This is a genomic window from Corynebacterium sp. 74A, assembly GCF_008930665.1.
Classification (GTDB): domain Bacteria; phylum Actinomycetota; class Actinomycetes; order Mycobacteriales; family Mycobacteriaceae; genus Corynebacterium; species Corynebacterium megadyptis.
Genome location: NZ_PQMG01000006.1, coordinates 21,063 through 38,098, shown reverse-complemented (window position 1 = coordinate 38,098; position 17,036 = coordinate 21,063). Strand labels below are relative to the sequence as shown.

Below are 17,036 nucleotides of genomic sequence, written 5' to 3'. Positions count from 1 at the left end.
ACTTTAGCAGTAGTCTCTCTGCCGCTAGGAAGATGGGTGCTAGATGGGGGTAGAGCCCCTAGGAGCGTTCCGATCGGGGCAGGAGGCCGGCGCGTACACCATTGAGAATAATGAGTACCTCGGCCGCCTCGTGGATGGTTACTACCTCCGCCAGCCCCAGCACGCCGGTGATCGCCAGCGGCGGCAACGCCACCACAATAGCCAGCGCCAGGGCTAGGTTCGTGATCATGATGCGGTGCGCTCGGGCGAGGTGCCGCAGCGCCGGGGGAAGCAACGTGAGGCTATGGCCGACGAAGGTGATATCGGCGCTTCGGCGGGCAATATCGGTGCCCGTGGCCCCCATGGCGATGCCAATGCGGGCGGCCGCAAGAGCCGGTGCATCATTGATGCCATCGCCCACCATCATCCAGTGCCGGGAATCTACCGCGGCATGCTTATCGGAGGGGCTGAGATCGCCCCGCACATCGGCAATACCCGCCGAGTGGGCAATGGCCTCGGCCGCCTCCTGGCGGTCGCCACTGAGCATCACCGTGCGCAGACCTTGGGCCTCGAGGGCGCGGACTGCCTCCGGCGCCTCCTCTCGCAGGGAATCGGCGAGTTCGATAATGCCGAGGGTCTCTCCCTCGCGGCGCACCTCCACCACGCTGGCGCCGCTGACCGTGGCGGTGACATCACGTGCACGGCCCACGTAGATCTCCGTGCCATCGACGATGCCGTGCAGGCCCTCGCCGGGGGTCTCGCGCACATCCGTGGTCGGAGCGGGACTGATCTCCTGCTGCGCGGCCGCCTGCACGATGGCTCGGGCCAAGGGGTGCTCGCTGTGGTGCTCAATCGCGGCGGCGATGGCGAGTACTTGCTGAGACTCCGTACCGGGGGCGGCGTCGATGTGCACCACCTGGGGCCGACCCTGGGTGAGGGTGCCGGTTTTATCGAAGGCGACGGTGGTGATGCCATGGAAACGTTCGACGGTGGCGGCGTCCCGCACCGCACAGCCCATGCGGCTCGCCCGGCCCAGCGCGGCCAGAATGGTGATGGGCACGCAGATCGCGAGGGCGCAGGGCGAAGCCGCCACGAGCACCGTCAAGGCGCGCGGGATCCAGAGCCCAGGATCGCCGAAGATGCTGCCAATAACGCCCGTGGCGAGCGCCAGCAGCAGCACTCCAGGCACGAGCACGCCCGCAATACGGTCAGCAAGCCGCCCCGCAGCGCCCTTGCGGTCCTGGGCGGTGGTGGTCAGCTCCACGATGCTGGAGAGCGTATTCTTCGCGCCGGGAGAGGTCGCTTCCACTTCGAGGGAGCCATCGAGGGCGATAGAGCCGGCAATGACCTCCTCCCCTACCTCAGCCATCACGGGCATGGGCTCGCCGGTAATGGCGGAGACATCCATGTGCGAGCGGCCGGTGTGGACCACGCCATCGGTGGGCACGCGCTGCCCAGGTTTCACGTGAAACATTTCGCCGACGCCGAGCTCGCGGACGGGCACACGCCCGCGCTCGAGGGTCTCCACAGTCTCGGGTAGGAGTTTATCTATCGATTCCAGATCATCCCGCGCTTTATCCAGGGAGCGATCCTCGATGGCCTCAACCAGCGAATAGAGGAAGGCGAGGGTGGCTGCTTCTCCGGGGAAGCCGAGGAGAATCGCGCCGATAGCGGAGATCGTCATCAACAGCGCGACGCCCAGGCGGGCGCGGCCGCGGTTCTTAACGAAGGTTTTTAGCGCCCCGGGCACGAAGGTGGCTCCACCCAAGGCGATGCCGAGATAGTAGAACCAGGGGTGCACGAGGAAGCCAAGGATCATGGCGATTCCCGAACCAAGGGCTAATTGAATCTGACGATCGCGGTACCACGGGCCCTCGGTGTTCTCTCGCACCTCGCCGGATTCGCATGAGCAACATGCGCTACTCATGGCTAGCCCCCGTCTCTACGAGGCAGGTCTCGCTCTCGTGCACGGTGAGTACCACCTGCGAGAGCTCGAGGAGTGCATGCTGCAATTGTGGACTGCTGATCTCATAACGCACTTTGCGGCCTTCGTGCTGGGCGCGAATGACCCCACAATCACTCAGGCAGTTGAGGTGATTAGAGACATTGGATCGTCCCGTTCCCAGCCGCTCGGCTAGCTCTGCGGGATAGTGGACGCCATCCATCATGGCAAGAAGAAGCGCTCGCCGAGTATCGCTGGCGAGCGCTGTGCCGATGCGCTTGAGTGCGTCGTTATGTGTTTCTTGGAAGCTCATGCCCCCGATAGTACACCAAGGAATGAACTATAGACGCTGACCTTTAGGTCTCGTCCTGATTCTGAGAGCGGCGCAGCGCCGAACGCAGCTTATCGACGTCCACCTCGGGCTGCGGAGTTGCAGGCCCCGAGGCGTCCGCCTGGGCGGCAGCGGCGTCGGAAATCTTGCGGTTGGCGTCGATAATGGCCACTGTTTTGGCGCCGAGGGCGGCGCCGATGCCCAGCAGCGCGGCACTGGCTACGACAGCGGCGAGAACAAGCAGCCACATCCACCCCTGGGCGGAAAAGGCCAGCAGGGCGCCGATGCCCATGGCGAGGCCGGCGACCAGCCACACGGGGCCGGCCACCTTGTGGGCGGCGTTCCACATCTCCCGCGAGGTGCGGACCTCGGGTACGCGGATGCCGATGACGCCATTGCCGGGCAGGTGCTGTGTCCATGCCAGGGCGCCGAGGACGAGAAGGGCAAGGGTGAGAATAAGCAAAATGATGCCGAGGACAGCCATGAATGACACTCTAAGCCATGGGTGGCGGGCGCGCGAAAAGCTCGGCGGCAATCATTCGCTGCCAGGGTGGAGCACTACCCTCCCCGTGCGGGTGGTTGTCGGCTGTCTCTCAGCCGCAGATCGGGGAGCAAGGGTGGTAGGACGCCGTTGGTGCGGTAGATTGAGGCCTACGCACAGGCGTCTCCATTGTGTGGACGCGTGGTGTCTGGGCATCTGGACTATTCACCGTTCTGGCGCGGCCTGCGGGTATCTTGCGCCGAATCGCAACGCTCTGACCAGCGAGAATAGCTCAGATGCGGAGAAACCGCCACAACGGTTTCTGTCGGTGCGCAAGGTTAGTGAAATAACGTCACGTTACGAAAAAGAAAGTGGATTCTCATGAACACTGGACAGGCCACGATGGCCGCCCCGGAGAAAAAGAAAGGAGGCTTCCTCGGCTCGCTGCTGATGTGGATCATCGTCGCGATCGTCCTCGGTAGCGCTCTGAGTCTCGTGCTTCCCGATTGGCTGGCACGCATCTTCGTCACCTTCAACGGGCTCTTCGGAAACTTCCTCGGCTTCTTCATTCCCATTCTCATCTTCGCGCTCATCGCCCCCGCCATCGCGGGCATCGGACGCGGCGCGGGTAAGTGGCTCCTCGTGACCACCGCCATCGCCTATGCATCGACGGTGCTCTCCGGGTTCGCCGCCTATGGACTGAGCCGCGGGCTCTATCCCTCGCTGCTCTCCTCCGAGGCGCTGGGTGATGCCGTGGACATTGACGCCGGCGCCCTCGCCCCCTACTTCGAGGTAGAAATGCCGCCGTTGATGAATATCATGACGGCGCTTCTCTTGGCCTTCATCTTTGGCATCGGTATGACGGTGGTCAAGGCCGATACCGCCTATACGCTGGCGAAGGAGGTGGAAGAGATTGTGCAGCTCACCATTCGTAAGTTCGTGATTCCGCTGCTGCCCATCTTCATTTTCGGCATGTTCCTCTCCATGGGCAAGAACGGCAATATGCAAAAGACCATGACGATGTTCGCCGTCGTGCTCATCCTGGCAATCGTGGCCACCTTGGTGTTGTTGCTGGTGCAATTCCTCATCGCGGGCGCTATCGCCGGCCGTAACCCGGTGCGTGCGTGGAAGACGATGCTGCCTGCCTATTTCACCGCGCTGGGTACCTCCTCCTCGGCTGCCACCATCCCAGTCACCTACTCCTGCGCGCAGAAGAATGGTGTCTCCGCCAATGTGGCTGGCTTCGTGGTGCCGCTCTGCGCCACCATCCACCTCTCGGGCTCGATGATGAAGATCTCGCTCTTCGCCTTTGCCATCATGTTCATGGCGGGCACACCGGTGAGTCCCGCACTTGCCTTCGGCTTCGTGCTCATGCTGGGTATCACCATGATCGCAGCGCCCGGCGTGCCTGGTGGCGCCATCATGGCCGCGTCCACCCTGCTGAGCTCCATGCTCGGCTTCACCGATGATCAGGTGGCGCTGATGATCGCCGCCTATATCGCCATCGATTCCTTCGGCACCGCATGTAATGTCACCGGCGATGGTGCCATCGCCATGATCGTCAATAAGCTCTCCGGCGGTCGTGGTGCAGAGAGGAAAACTGAACTAGAGGACGCGTAATAGCGCACTCCCCTGCCGCCCAGACCGTCCATTCGGACAGGTTCTGGGCGGTTTAGTGTATGTGGAGTCAGTAAATAAACGCGCGGCATTCTCGGGCGCAATGTTTCACGTGAAACATTCATCGCCCACTCCCCCATCCCCACAGGCACGCCCGGCGTGGATGGTTGTGTGAAAGCGGCGAGACGCACCGGCTACACTATGACGCATGACTAACCCGAGCGATGTACCCGCATATCGATACCGTGCCGGCCTTGCGGCCGACATTGAAAGCAAGTGGCAGAAGTACTGGGCCGATCACGGCACCTTCAATGCGCCCAACCCTGTAGGCGAGTTGGCCGAGGAGGGTGGCCAGAATCTTCCTGAGGACAAGCTCTTCGTGCAGGACATGTTCCCCTACCCCTCGGGCGTGGGCGTGCATGTGGGCCACCCGCTGGGCTATATCGCCACCGATGCGTTTGCTCGCTTTCACCGCAAGCTGGGCAAGAACGTGCTACACGCCTTTGGCTATGACGCCTTCGGCCTGCCGGCCGAGCAGTACGCGGTGCAAACTGGCACGCACCCGCGCACGACCACCGAGGCCAATATTAAGAACATGTCCCGCCAGATCGGCCGACTCGGCCTGGGGCACGATACGCGCCGCAGCTTCGCTACCACGGACACGGACTTCTACCGCTGGACCCAGTGGATCTTCCTCACGATCTACGATTCCTGGTTCGATGAGCGGAGCAATAAGGCGCGCCGTATCGACGAGCTGATTCCTTTGCTCGAGTCCGGCGAGATCGCCACCCCCGAGCGCTATGGCCGCCCCTTTGCGGAGTTGAATGACGTCGAGCGGGCCGAGGTGATCGACGAGTTCCGTTTGGTCTATCGCTCGAACTCCACGGTCAATTGGTGCCCCGGCTTGGGCACGGTGCTGGCCAATGAGGAGGTCACCGCCGAGGGGCGCTCGGAACGGGGTAATTTCCCAGTGTTCCGTAAGAATCTACAGCAGTGGATGATGCGCATTACTGCCTATTCGGATCGCCTGATCGACGATTTGGATCTGCTGGATTGGCCGGAGAAGGTGAAGTCCATGCAGCGGAACTGGATCGGCCGCTCCCGCGGTGCCGAGGTGGACTTCCGCGCCGCCGGCCACACCATCACTGTGTTTACCACCCGCCCGGATACCCTCTTCGGCGCAAGCTATATGGTGCTCGCCCCCGAGCACGAGCTGGTGGACGAATTGCTCACCCACGCGCCCGAGAGCTATGAAGGCGTGGACGAGCGCTGGACCTTTGGTGCCGCCAGCCCTGCAGAGGCCGTGGCCGCCTATCGCTCCTCGATTGCCGCCAAGTCCGATCTGGAACGCCAGGAGAACAAGGACAAGACCGGTGTGTACGTGGGCGTGCAGGCCGTGAACCCGGTCTCCGGTGAAGAGATTCCGGTGTTTATTGGTGATTATGTGCTCACCGGCTATGGCACTGGGGCCATCATGTCCGTTCCGGCACACGATGACCGCGACTATGAATTCGCCCAAGCCTTCGGTCTGCCCATTCGGGAGGTGGTGGCCGGTGGCGATATTTCCACGGCCGCCTTCACCGAGCCGGGCATCGCGGTGAACTCCGCCAATGAGGAAGGCCTGGACATCAACGGCCTAGGCAAGGAAGAGGCCGTCGCCACCACTATCGCCTGGCTGGAGCAGAAGGGCTATGGCCGCGAGAAGATCCAGTACAAGCTGCGCGACTGGCTCTTTGCCCGCCAGCGCTACTGGGGCGAGCCTTTCCCCATCGTCTATGACGATCAGGGTGTGGCCCACGCCCTGCCGGAGGAGATGCTGCCCATCGAGCTGCCGGAGGTGGAGGACTATAAGCCGGTGTCCTTTGACCCGGACGATGCCGATTCCTCCCCGCACCCGCCGCTGGCGAAGGCCACCGACTGGGTGAATGTGGAGTTGGATCTGGGCGATGGCCTGCAGACCTACACCCGCGATACCAATGTGATGCCCCAGTGGGCCGGTTCCTCTTGGTACCAGCTGCGCTATATTGATCCGAAGAACGAGGAGCAGTTCTGCAATATTGAGAACGAGCGCTACTGGACTGGCCCCCGCGAGGGCGCCCCGGGCGGCGGCGTGGATCTCTATGTGGGCGGCGTCGAGCACGCCGTGCTGCACCTGCTCTATTCCCGCTTCTGGCATAAGGTGCTCTTCGATCTCGGCTATGTGAGCTCCTGCGAGCCCTATCACCGCCTCTATAACCAAGGCTATATTCAGGCCTATGCCTACACCGATTCCCGTGGCGTGTACGTACCCGCCGCCGAGGTAGAGGAGAAGGATGGCGAGTTCTTCTACCAGGGCGAGAAGGTGACGCAGGAGTACGGCAAGATGGGCAAGTCCCTGAAGAACTCCGTCTCCCCGGACGATATGTGTGATGAGTACGGTGCCGATACCCTGCGCGTCTACGAGATGTCCATGGGCCCGCTGGATACGTCCCGCCCCTGGGCTACGAAGGATGTGGTGGGCGCCCACCGCTTCCTGCAGCGCCTATGGCGACTGGTGGTGGAGGAGTCCACGGGTGAGTGCACCGTCTCCGAGCAGGAGCTTGACGACGCCACCCTCAAGGCTCTGCACCGCACGGTGGCGGGCGTGCGTGAGGACTATGAGAACCTGCGCATGAACACCGTGGTGGCGAAGCTCATCGAGTACGTGAACTTCCTGACTAAGCACTACTCCTCCACCGCTACCCCGCGGGCGGCCGTGGAGCCGGCGGTGTCGATGCTCGCCCCGATCGCCCCGCATATCGCGGAGGAGCTGTGGAGCATCCTGGGCCACGAGGAGAGCATCACCTATGAGCCCTTCCCCACTTGGGATGAGGCCTGGCTGCAGGACGATACCGTGGAGCTGCCGGTGCAGGTCAATGGCAAGGTTCGCGGCCGTATCCAGGCCCCGGTGGACGCCGATCGCGAGGCGCTGGTGGAGTTGGCCACAGCCGATGAGAAGGTGGCTGCGCATCTTGAAGGGAAGACTGTGGTGAAGCAGATCGTGATCCCGGGCAAGATGATCAACCTCGTGGTCAAATAACCTCGCCTGTGAACTACGCTGGGTGTACCTCTGACGGGCCACCCAGGAAGGCTCCCATGACAGTCTATGAATCGAGCACTCAGGGGGCCCAGGCCGTCCAGCCCGCACGTCCCAGTGGCCCCTGCCCTGGGCTCGTGTGGGCTGCGTTGGTTTGTCAGCTGCTCACCATCATCGCTGCGACCTTATTGAAAAGCGTCTTTGTTATCGGCCACCTGTGGCGGCGCGAGGCGCACCGCCATCGTGGCGTGGAGCTCTTGCCACTGGATGATTTCTGGAATGCCCAGTCCGTCGTGGGCTCGCTTCTCAACGTGGCGGGCAATGTGGCGCTTTTCGCCCCGCTCGGCTTTGTGCTGGTGTTGCTGCTGCGTGGCCGCCCCCATCCGCTACGCACGGCCACGCTGCTCAGCCTCGCGCTGAGCTTGGGCATTGAGCTCGCCCAGTATGCCTTCCGTCTAGGCTATAGCGATATCGATGATCTGCTCTATAACACCGTAGGCGCTGGCCTAGGGGCTTGGCTGGCCACCGTCTCGCCGCCGGTCGTGCAGCGCCTCGCTGTGGCGGTGTGCCTGCTCTTTATGCTCACCCTCATGCTGCTATACGGGCTCGGATCACGCCTCGGTAGCCCAGATGCGGTGGTGGCGAGCCTCGGCTGCTGGGCGCACTAACCTCGCTAGCTGGGGCGCTGCTGCTCTCAGGCCCAGTGTTGTACTATTAGGCACTCAGCTTTAGGTCGCGTCCGAGCGCGAGCCGAGGAAAAGAGAGGGAGCAGGTGAGCGAGAAGCCACGCCGGAGGGGACGACCCGGCAATAGCCGCGCGGATATCATTAGCGCCGCTGAGGAGCAGTTTCACCAACGCGGTATTGCGGAGACATCCATCAGCCAGATCTCGCACGCACTGAATATCACCAAGTCCGCGGTGTATCACCACGTGGCATCCAAGGGCGAGCTCATCGCTGCTGTGGCCGAGCGCGCCCAGCACACCTGCGCCAGCATTATCACCCTCGCCAAGGAGGGCGAGGATGATGGCTTGGACATTCTCAAGAACATGGTGTGGGAACTCACTGTGGCCCTCGCCGAGGATCGCGGCAGCCTCCGGCTCGCCGTGGCGGCCAGCGGCTCCGACAAGCTGAGCGCACCCCTGCGGCAGGTGCGGCAGCAGCTACGCCAGGAACTCATCACGCATATCGACGCCGCCCGCGCCGCCCAGCGCCTCAGCTCCGCGCTGGAGCCGGGCGTGATCGCGGAGCTCATCATCACCAGCTGCGTGACCACCGCGGCCTGCTATGAAGGCGAGCCCGAGGACGCCGCCGATATGGCGTTGAGCTACGTATTCCAGGGTTTACGCGCCTAATCGAGGCCCGCGGCGATGGCCTCAGCGATGCGATCGATCACCGCGGAATCCGTGGCCTCGCCGCTGATAGTGACTGTCTCTCTCTGCCTTATCCCCAGTCCCATCACCATGAGCGCTGAGGCGGCATCGGCGTCGTTGATCGCGATTTCTCCTTCGGCCGTGGCGGCCATCTCGGCGATGAACGCGGCGGGCCGGGCGTGCAGCCCAGCCTCGTCGGCCACGACAGCCGTGCGGCTATAGCCAGCGGTGGTATCCGCCGCGGCCTCCGGCTCGGCTGCCGCCGTGTCCTCCTGCGTGGGGGTACGGAAGCCATAGATAGCGTTGCGGGCCGCTGCCACCACCCCGCGTAGATCCACGCCTTGTTGGGCGGCCACGGCGGCTGCAATACCGCCCTCCACCAAGGGCGCATCCACGAAGCAGATGGGCTCATCCTCATGGAACTCGAGCAGCATCTCCACGGTCATGGTGGCCGAGCCGAGATCCGTGAGGATCAGCACCTCGCGGTCGGCGTCGCGAAGCTGGGTGACGGCCGCCTCGATGAGATCATAGGAGGTACCAATACCCCCCTCGGCGGTGCCGCCCGCGGCGCGGATATCCACCTCGGAGGCCATTTGCTGCGCCAGCTCACGCAGCCCCTCGGCCAGCTGGGCCGAATGTGAGACAAAGACGAGACCGACGGCCATGAGCTATTTGCCTTCCTGTGTGGCTGCGGCGGCCGCAGCGAGGAAGTAGGAGGAGGAGGTGGCGCCGGGATCCTTGTGCCCCTCGGAGCGCTCTCCCAGATAGGAGGCGCGGCCCTTGGTGGCCTTCATGGGGATGGTAGCTTCTGCGCCCGCGGCGGCCGCGTCGGCGGCAGCCTGCAGTGCTGCGGCGGCATCGGCGCCCTCAGTGGCGGCGGCACGCGCGGCGGCCGCAGCCGGGGCCCACGCATCCACCATGGTCTTCTCCCCTTCCTCGGCCTTGCCGCGGGCCTGGATACCGGCGACGGCGGCCTCATACATCTCGGCGACGGCGGTGGCGTCGATCTGCTCCGGTGCCACCTTGGCCAGGCGCATGAAGGCGGTGCCGAGCAGCGGGCCCGAGGCGCCGCCCACGGTCGAGATCAGCGTGGCAGCCACCGTCTTGAATACCGCGGCGGGAGTGTCTGGGGTGGATTGCTTCAGCGTGGCGGATACCGCGCCGAAGCCACGGTCGAGGTTCTCGCCATGATCGGCGTCACCGATGGCGCGGTCGAGATCGGTCAGTTCCACGCGGTGAGCGGCGGCCTCGGCCACGCAGCGGTCGATCCACGCGAGAGCCCAATCGAGAGAGAGTTCAGCCATTATTCTCAAGCCTCCTTAGTGAGTAAAAGCGGGGGTGTGGGCGGGAGCGTCATAGAGCGCCAGCAGCTGCTCATCAACACGCATGAGCGAGATGGAAAAGCCCTGCATATCGAGGCTGGTGACGTAGTTCCCCACGAGCGAGCGGGAAATAGTGACGTTCTGTTCAGTAAGGCGTTCTGCGAGACGGCGGTAGACAATATAGAGCTCCGAGAGCGGCGTGCCACCCATGCCGTTGACCAGTGCAATCACCTTCTCACCGGCGGCGAGGGAGAGATCGGCGAGGATCGGATCCAGCACCGCGTCGCTGAGTTCATCGGCGCTGCCGAAGGTGGTGGTACGGCGGCCGGGCTCGCCATGAATGCCCACGCCGAGTTCCACATCGCCCTCCGCGAGCTCGAAGGAGGGCTGATCGGCATGCGGTACGTGGCAGGGGCTGAGGGCCACACCCATGGAGCGCACCTGGTTCACGCAGGTTTCGGCGATGGCGACCACCTCGTCCAAGCTATCGCCGCGCTCGGCTGCGGCGCCGGTGATCTTTTCCACCAGCAGGGTGCCGGCCACACCGCGTCGACCAGCGGTGTAGAGCGAATCCTCCACCGCGACGTCATCATTAATCAGCACCTGCCGCACCTCGATATCATCAAGCTCTGCGAGCTCGGCGGCGGTATCGAAATTGAGCACATCGCCGGTGTAGTTCTTTACTAGGTAGACCACCCCAGCGCCGCGGTTGGCTTCCACGGTGGCGGCCTGGATGGGATCCGGGGTGGGCGAGGTAAACACCGCGCCGGGCACGGCGGCATCCAGCATGCCGGTGCCGACGAATCCGGCGTGGAGCGGCTCATGCCCAGAGCCGCCGCCGGAGATCAGACCGACCTTGCCCTCCTCCTTGCGCGTGGCGGCGGAGCGGGACACAAATAGCGGTTCGGTGTGCATCTGCACGTGGTCGGAGTGTGCTGCGGCGAATCCGGCGATGGACTCGGCGACGTAATCATGGGGATCGTTCATCAATTTCTTCATGTGACACCCTCCCTGTGGGGCTCGACGGTGAAAGTAGTGACGCGAGTAGGTAGCCCTGTCATCCCCCAGCGTAGCGGAATCTGCCGCGCCGACACCGCCGCCGTTTTTCGCCCCTCTTTATGGGGTGACCTGCATTGCTCCCCTACTCTACGGGAGCGTAGAATTACTCCGCTGTGCCGCCGCTTAGCTCTGGCAGGAAGGGCACCAAAATAGGTTGCGCCCCTCCACGGGTCGGCTCGCCACGGGCCCGCCGCACACCAGGCAATCCTGATCGGCGCGACGGTAAACATAGACCTCGCCGCCGTGCGCATCCTCTCGCGCGGGGCGCCGCATGGCCTCGGGGGTGTGGGCGGGCAGCACGGTGTCGATCCAGCCCTTCTCTTCCCCATCGCGCATGAGCTGGCAGAGATCCTGCGCAATGGCGTCCCGCTGCGCCGCCGTGAGCTCTCGGCCCGGGGTGAAAGGATCGATTCCCTGCCGGAAGAGCACCTCGGCGCGGTAGATATTGCCCACCCCGGCATAGTATTTCTGGTCCATCAAGAGCGAGGCGATACTGCGGCGCGAGCGGGCGACGCGGCCGGCAAGCTCCTCCCAGTCCGAGTCCGCGCGCAAGGGATCTGCCCCCAGCCGGGCGATCGCCGCCGCCTGCTCCTCGGCGGTGATGAGTCGGCACCACTGGGGGCCGCGGAGCGTGGCGGCGATGTCCTCGTTCGCGATGCGCAGCCGAATCTGGCCCCAGTCGGCCTCGGGGGATTCGAAGTGGAACTTGCCGATGAGTCCGAGGTGAATATGCACGATCGAGTCCGGCTGCGGGGTATCGATGTGGATAAAGAGGTGTTTGCCCCAGGCATCTGCGTGGTCGAATCGGTGGCCGTCGAGCTGTGCCGCGGCGGTGGCAAAGCGCCCCTGCGGCGAGCTGACCTGTACTCTCCGCTCGGCGAAATGCTGGTTGAGCTGATGGGCGAGACGGTGAATCACATGACCTTCGGGCATGGTGTTCTAGTCTAGGCCGCTCCGCGGGGTGCAGTGGCTTCCGCGCGGCAGCGGGCGCCGACTGTGGCGCATGGGCCATACTAAAGGGCATGTCAGCAGCTTCGCGTTCCACCGACTCCTCCCCCACCGCAGCACCGATGCACCTCTCTCAGCGCGGCGAGGTGGCACCTTTTATCGTGATGGATATTCTCGCCCGAGCCCTCCAGCGCCGCCAGACACACGGCGATGCGCTGCTATTATGCGTGGGCCAGCCCTCGACCCCGGCACCTAGCCCCGTGCTGGAGCAGGCCGAGTCGGTGGTGCGCCAGGATATCCTCGGCTACACAGCGGCCAGCGGCACGTCCGAGCTTAAAGAGGCCATCGCCGCCTACTATCAGCGCCGCTATGGGGTGTCGGTGGATCCGGAATGTATTCTCATCACCACCGGCTCCTCGGGCGGGTTTACCTCGCTCTTTCTCGCCGTCTGCGATCCCGGCGATGAGGTGGTGCTGGCCCGCCCGGGCTATCCCGCCTATCGGAATGTGCTCTCCGCGCTCGGGGTACGCATGGTGGAGATCGACGTTACCGATGCCGAACACGCCTTTCAGCTGCGCGTTGAGGATCTGCAGGCCCTGCCGCGGCTGCCGCGGGCGGTGATTGTGACCTCGCCCTCCAACCCCAGTGGCACGGTGATCGATCCGGCAGAGTTGCGTCGTCTAGCGCAGTGGTGCGATACGCACGGCGTGGTACTGATCTCCGACGAGATCTACCACGGCATCAGCTATGGTGCCGAGTGCCGTAGCGCCGCCGAGTTTTCTGAACGAGCGGTCATCGTGGGCAGCGTGAGTAAGTATTTCTCCATGACTGGCTGGCGGGTTGGATGGCTCATCGTGCCGCCGGAGCTGGTGGGAGCGCTCGATCGCCTCCACGCCAATTTCACGGTCTGTCCGCCGGCGATCTCGCAGCAGGCCGCCCTGCGCGCGTTTGACGACGCCGCCCTGGAGGAACTCGACGCGCATGTGCAGCGCTATGCCCGCAATCGGGAGATCCTCATGGAGCGACTGCCCGCGCTGGGCTTGGAGAATATCGCGCCCGCGGATGGCGCCTTCTACTGCTATGTGGATGTCTCCTCGATCACCGAGGACTCCTTTCGCTTCGCCCATGAGCTGCTCGACGCCACGGGGGTGGCGGTGGCGCCCGGGGTGGATTTCGACATCGTGCACGGGCACCGCTGGATTCGGCTGAGCTATGCCTGCGATACGGCCGATGTGGTGGCCGCTTGCGATCGCCTGGAGGCCTATATTCGACGCTAAAAACTATCGACAAACAGAAATTAAAATAACTTCTCACCAGCGCGTTTAATGCTCCTTTATGCAATTGTTCCCCAACGGCGGTAGTATCTCAGGGTAACCGTAGCGGCGGCCGTCAGAGAGAATGCAGGCCGCCACAGGGCCTCACTCCGACCGCTGCCACTACGTCAGTTGCCGCCCCCTTTACGCTCTTATCTCAAGTGAGGTTGCTCTATGCTTTCACCCGCCATTGGCTTCGACCGATCCGCGTACATCCAGATGCAATCTGAGCACATTAAGGAGCGCCGGGAGAGTCTCGGCGGACGCCTCTACCTAGAGATGGGAGGCAAGCTCTTCGACGATATGCACGCCTCCCGTGTGCTGCCGGGCTTTACTCCCGACAATAAGATCGCGATGCTCGAGAACATCAAGGACGATGTCGAGATCATGGTCTGCATCAACGCCAAGGATCTGGAACGCGGTAAAATGCGCGCCGACCTTGGCATTTCTTATGAGGATGATGTGCTGCGCTTGGTGGATGTTTTCCGCGCCCGTGGTTTCCTCGTGGATAACGTGGTGATGACCCAGTGCGAGGAGGGCAATAAGCACGCCACCGCCTTCCAGGAGAAGCTCACCCGCTTGGGCCTGAAGGTCACCCGCCACTTCGTGATCGAGGGCTACCCAGCTGATACCGAGCACATCGTCTCCGAGAATGGCCTCGGCCGCAACGAGTACGCGGACACTAGCCGCGATCTCATTATCGTCACCGCGCCCGGCCCCGGCTCGGGCAAGCTGGCCACCTGCCTCTCGCAGATCTACCACGAGCACGTGCGCGGCATTGACGTGGGCTATGCCAAGTTCGAGACCTTCCCCATCTGGAATATCCCGCTGGATCACCCGGTGAACGCTGCCTATGAGGCCGCCACCGCCGATCTGGATGATGTGAACATGATCGACCCCTTCCACCTGGCGGCCTATGGCAGCCAGGCGGTGAACTACAACCGCGATGTGGAAGTATTCCCGCTGCTCAAGCACCTGCTGGAGAAGATTTCCGGGCACTCCCCCTATGAGTCCCCCACCGACATGGGCGTGAACATGGTGGGTAATTGCATCAGCGATGATGAGGTGTGCCGCGAGGCCGCCAAGCAGGAGATCATCCGGCGCTACTACAAGGCGCTGGTAGAGGAGAAGAAGAATCAGAAGGCGCCGCTGGAATCCGGCCGCATTCGCCTGCTCATGGGCAAGCAGGGCATTCACGAAACTGATCGCCCCGTGATCGAGCCGGCGCGCGCCATCGCAGAGGAGACCGGCCAGCCTGGTAGCGCCATCAAGCTCAATGATGGCGAGATCATTACCGGCAAGACCTCCGCTTTGCTCGGTTGCTCGGCGGCCATGCTGCTCAACGCGCTGAAGTATCTGGCCGGTATCGAGCCGGATGTGGACTTGCTGGCGCCGAGCTCCATCAAGCCCATCCAGACCCTCAAGATCGAGCAGCTGGGCAGCAGCAACCCGCGGCTGCACACCGATGAGGTGCTCATCGCCCTGAGCGTTTCGGCGGATCATGACCCCAATGCCCGCCGCGCCCTAGAGGAGCTGCACAACCTGCGTGGCCTCGACGTGCACACCACCACCATTCTCGGCTCGGTGGATGAGGGGATCTTCCGCAACCTAGATATCCAGGTGACCTCCGATCCGGTGTATCAGAAGAAGCTGCTCTTCCGGAAGTAACACCGAATGCGCAGAAGGCGGTTCGTGTGGCGCTAGATGTGCGCCCGGACCGCCTTTTCGCCCGTGGCGGCCGCTTGGCCCAAGGTGATGGGCTCGAGCTCGCGGTTATGATCCCATACCGTGTCTGCCTCCCCAGCTGGGTAGGAGGTCACGGTATCGGTGGCCGGTTCGTAGGTGACCAAGGCCAAGAGATCCGAGGAGGTTTGTTCACATACCGCCCAGCTATAGCAGGTATTGTTCATCCAGCCATCCTCGGCCTCATCATTGGACTGAATCGCTGGGGTGGGCGTGATCGAGCGCAGCGTGGGGCCATCATCGAGGGTGGTTTGGTTGTGCAGGGCCCGCAGATAGAAACGACCGGCATTGATATCAAAAGGTTCCATAGCCCCTCATTCTAGAACACTGTTCACCGCCTCCCTGCCCTCCTGCGCCGCACGCAGCGGTGGTTAGGAACTGGCTGCCGCGCCGGAATAGGATCAAGATATGCTCTCGAAGATCCTGCTCTACTACAAGTTCCAGCCCATCGCCGACCCCAAGGCCGTGATGCTGTGGCAGCGCGACCTCTGCGAGTCCCTCGGACTGCGCGGCCGCATTCTGATCTCCGAGCACGGCATCAACGGCACCGTCGGCGGGCCGATGGATGCCTGCAAGAAATATGCCCGTAAAACCCGCGAATACTTCAAGCCCATGGAGTTCAAATGGTCCGAGGGTGGAGCCGAGGATTTCCCGAAGCTCTCCGTGAAGGTTCGCGATGAGATCGTGTCCTTTGGCGCGCCGGGCGAGCTGAAAGTGAATGAAGACGGTGTGATCGGCGGCGGCGTGCACCTCAAGCCCGAAGAAGTGAATGAGCTAGTGGAGCGGCGCGGCGAGGAGGTGGTGTTCTTCGACGGGCGCAATGCCATGGAGGCGCAGATCGGCAAGTTTAAAAACGCCGTGGTACCCGATGTCTCCACTACCCACGACTTCATCGCGGAGCTCGAGTCCGGCAAATATGACTGGATGAAGGATAAGCCGGTGGTCTCCTATTGCACCGGCGGTATTCGCTGCGAGGTGCTGTCCAGCCTGATGAAAAATCGGGGCTTCGAGGAGGTCTATCAGATCGATGGCGGCATCGTCCGCTATGGCGAAAAATACGGTAACGCCGGGCTCTGGGAAGGCTCGCTCTACGTCTTCGATAAGCGCATGCACATGGAGTTCGAGGGCGGCGAGTTCACCCAACTGGGGCACTGTGCCCACTGTGGTGCGGCCACGAATGACTTTCACAACTGCCGCAACCAAGCCTGCCGCAAGCAGACGCTCATGTGCGCGGACTGCGCGGATTCCGTGGGGCACTGCGGCGATGCGAGCTGTGCCGAGATCACTGCCGCCGCTAGTGGTGACCGTTAACGAACATCCAGCCGAAGCCCGTCATCCACGCCAAGGAGGCGGGGATGAGCACCCAGATGATGGCGAGCCACGGCCGCCACGCCCCATAGCGGGCCCAGGTGCGATAGGTGATCCAAAAAGCGCCGAAAGTGCCGGCTAGGGCCACGCCGAGGGGCACCAGCGAGAATAGAATCTCGTAGTCACGGCTGCAGATCCACGTCGAGAGCCCGGCCTCGCAGATCGGTCCGCCGTGGGCGCGGGAGATGAGCGCGATCACCAGCCCAGTGAGGACGGTGAGCAGGGGTATCGTCAGCGCATAGGCAATGGCCCTGCGTGAGGAGCGGCGGCTGTGCTCGAACCACGCCAAGGGGTCGCGCTCGAATTCCTCACGGGAGGGGCCGCGGGGCGTGGTGGAGACCCGATCCACGGTGGGATCGAAATACTGTCCCTCGGGCAGGCCGGCGGCGGGCGTGGGGCCCGCCGCAGACTCCGGCCGCGGCGGGCGTGGATCGTCCTCAGACTCGGATTGCATGGCTTCTCACCCCTATAGCTCTGCCTTGTCGTGCTTCTCGGGCCGTGTATCC

At 63.3% G+C, this 17,036-nt stretch carries 16 protein-coding genes; 7 read left to right on the top strand and 9 right to left on the bottom strand.

Features of this window, described 5'->3' with window-relative positions; genetic code table 11:
* Nucleotides 1-58: 58 nt before the first annotated feature.
* The 3 genes from GBB11_RS09205 to GBB11_RS09195 are packed head-to-tail and all read right to left on the bottom strand — an operon-like array spanning nucleotide 59 to nucleotide 2,736.
* Nucleotides 59-1,906: a cation-translocating P-type ATPase gene (locus tag GBB11_RS09205; protein ID WP_151549737.1), complete on the bottom strand. Its 1,848-nt coding sequence runs from the start codon at nucleotides 1,904-1,906 to the stop codon at nucleotides 59-61.
* On the bottom strand, nucleotides 1,899-2,234 hold the full coding sequence (locus tag GBB11_RS09200; protein WP_151549736.1) for a helix-turn-helix transcriptional regulator: 336 nt from the start codon (nucleotides 2,232-2,234) through the stop codon (nucleotides 1,899-1,901). The genes GBB11_RS09205 and GBB11_RS09200 overlap by 8 nt, the downstream gene beginning before the upstream one ends.
* A gap of 43 nt (nucleotides 2,235-2,277) precedes the next feature.
* A complete protein-coding gene (locus GBB11_RS09195; protein ID WP_151549735.1) occupies nucleotides 2,278-2,736 on the bottom strand; it encodes an SdpI family protein in 459 nt (152 codons plus the stop codon).
* 378 nt (nucleotides 2,737-3,114) lie between these two features.
* Between GBB11_RS09195 and GBB11_RS09190 the strand changes: the two genes are divergently transcribed.
* From GBB11_RS09190 to GBB11_RS09175, 4 genes are all read left to right on the top strand, one after another.
* Nucleotides 3,115-4,353, top strand: a complete 1,239-nt coding sequence (locus GBB11_RS09190; protein WP_151549734.1) for a dicarboxylate/amino acid:cation symporter — start codon at nucleotides 3,115-3,117, stop codon at nucleotides 4,351-4,353.
* Nucleotides 4,354-4,558: 205 nt separating this feature from the next.
* Entirely contained in the window at nucleotides 4,559-7,408 is a 2,850-nt protein-coding gene (gene leuS, locus GBB11_RS09185; protein ID WP_151549733.1) for a leucine--tRNA ligase, read from the top strand.
* Between the two features lie 56 nt (nucleotides 7,409-7,464).
* A complete protein-coding gene (locus tag GBB11_RS09180) occupies nucleotides 7,465-8,073 on the top strand; it encodes a VanZ family protein (protein WP_151549732.1) in 609 nt (202 codons plus the stop codon).
* A gap of 104 nt (nucleotides 8,074-8,177) precedes the next feature.
* Complete coding sequence (locus GBB11_RS09175; protein WP_151549731.1) at nucleotides 8,178-8,759, top strand: TetR/AcrR family transcriptional regulator; 582 nt, start codon at nucleotides 8,178-8,180, stop codon at nucleotides 8,757-8,759.
* Here GBB11_RS09175 and dhaM read toward each other — a convergent pair.
* From dhaM to GBB11_RS09155, 4 genes are all read right to left on the bottom strand, one after another.
* Complete coding sequence (gene dhaM / locus GBB11_RS09170) at nucleotides 8,756-9,442, bottom strand: dihydroxyacetone kinase phosphoryl donor subunit DhaM (RefSeq protein ID WP_151549730.1); 687 nt, start codon at nucleotides 9,440-9,442, stop codon at nucleotides 8,756-8,758. The genes GBB11_RS09175 and dhaM overlap by 4 nt on opposite strands.
* A 3-nt stretch (nucleotides 9,443-9,445) precedes the next feature.
* A complete protein-coding gene (dhaL, locus tag GBB11_RS09165) occupies nucleotides 9,446-10,081 on the bottom strand; it encodes a dihydroxyacetone kinase subunit DhaL (RefSeq protein ID WP_151549729.1) in 636 nt (211 codons plus the stop codon).
* Between the two features lie 15 nt (nucleotides 10,082-10,096).
* A complete protein-coding gene (gene dhaK, locus GBB11_RS09160; RefSeq protein WP_151549728.1) occupies nucleotides 10,097-11,098 on the bottom strand; it encodes a dihydroxyacetone kinase subunit DhaK in 1,002 nt (333 codons plus the stop codon).
* A 183-nt stretch (nucleotides 11,099-11,281) separates the two neighbouring features.
* Entirely contained in the window at nucleotides 11,282-12,091 is an 810-nt protein-coding gene (locus tag GBB11_RS09155) for an Fpg/Nei family DNA glycosylase (RefSeq protein ID WP_151549727.1), read from the bottom strand.
* 89 nt (nucleotides 12,092-12,180) lie between these two features.
* Here GBB11_RS09155 and GBB11_RS09150 point away from each other — a divergent pair, with 89 nt between their 5' ends.
* Entirely contained in the window at nucleotides 12,181-13,383 is a 1,203-nt protein-coding gene (locus GBB11_RS09150; RefSeq protein ID WP_370513516.1) for a pyridoxal phosphate-dependent aminotransferase, read from the top strand.
* Between the two features lie 210 nt (nucleotides 13,384-13,593).
* On the top strand, nucleotides 13,594-15,087 hold the full coding sequence (locus GBB11_RS09145) for a DUF1846 domain-containing protein (RefSeq protein WP_151549726.1): 1,494 nt from the start codon (nucleotides 13,594-13,596) through the stop codon (nucleotides 15,085-15,087).
* 32 nt (nucleotides 15,088-15,119) lie between these two features.
* On the opposite strand, the gene GBB11_RS09140 is transcribed toward GBB11_RS09145, so the two are convergent.
* Entirely contained in the window at nucleotides 15,120-15,470 is a 351-nt protein-coding gene (locus GBB11_RS09140) for a hypothetical protein (RefSeq protein ID WP_151549725.1), read from the bottom strand.
* Between the two features lie 100 nt (nucleotides 15,471-15,570).
* On the opposite strand from GBB11_RS09140, the gene GBB11_RS09135 reads away from it, so the two are divergent.
* Nucleotides 15,571-16,473, top strand: coding sequence for a rhodanese-related sulfurtransferase (locus tag GBB11_RS09135; protein WP_151549724.1), 903 nt, complete (start codon nucleotides 15,571-15,573; stop codon nucleotides 16,471-16,473).
* Here the strand turns inward: GBB11_RS09135 and GBB11_RS09130 are convergent.
* Nucleotides 16,457-16,984, bottom strand: coding sequence for a DUF4133 domain-containing protein (locus GBB11_RS09130; RefSeq protein ID WP_225979221.1), 528 nt, complete (start codon nucleotides 16,982-16,984; stop codon nucleotides 16,457-16,459). The two genes, GBB11_RS09135 and GBB11_RS09130, sit on opposite strands and share 17 nt — an antisense overlap.
* Between the last annotated feature and the right edge of the window lie 52 nt (nucleotides 16,985-17,036).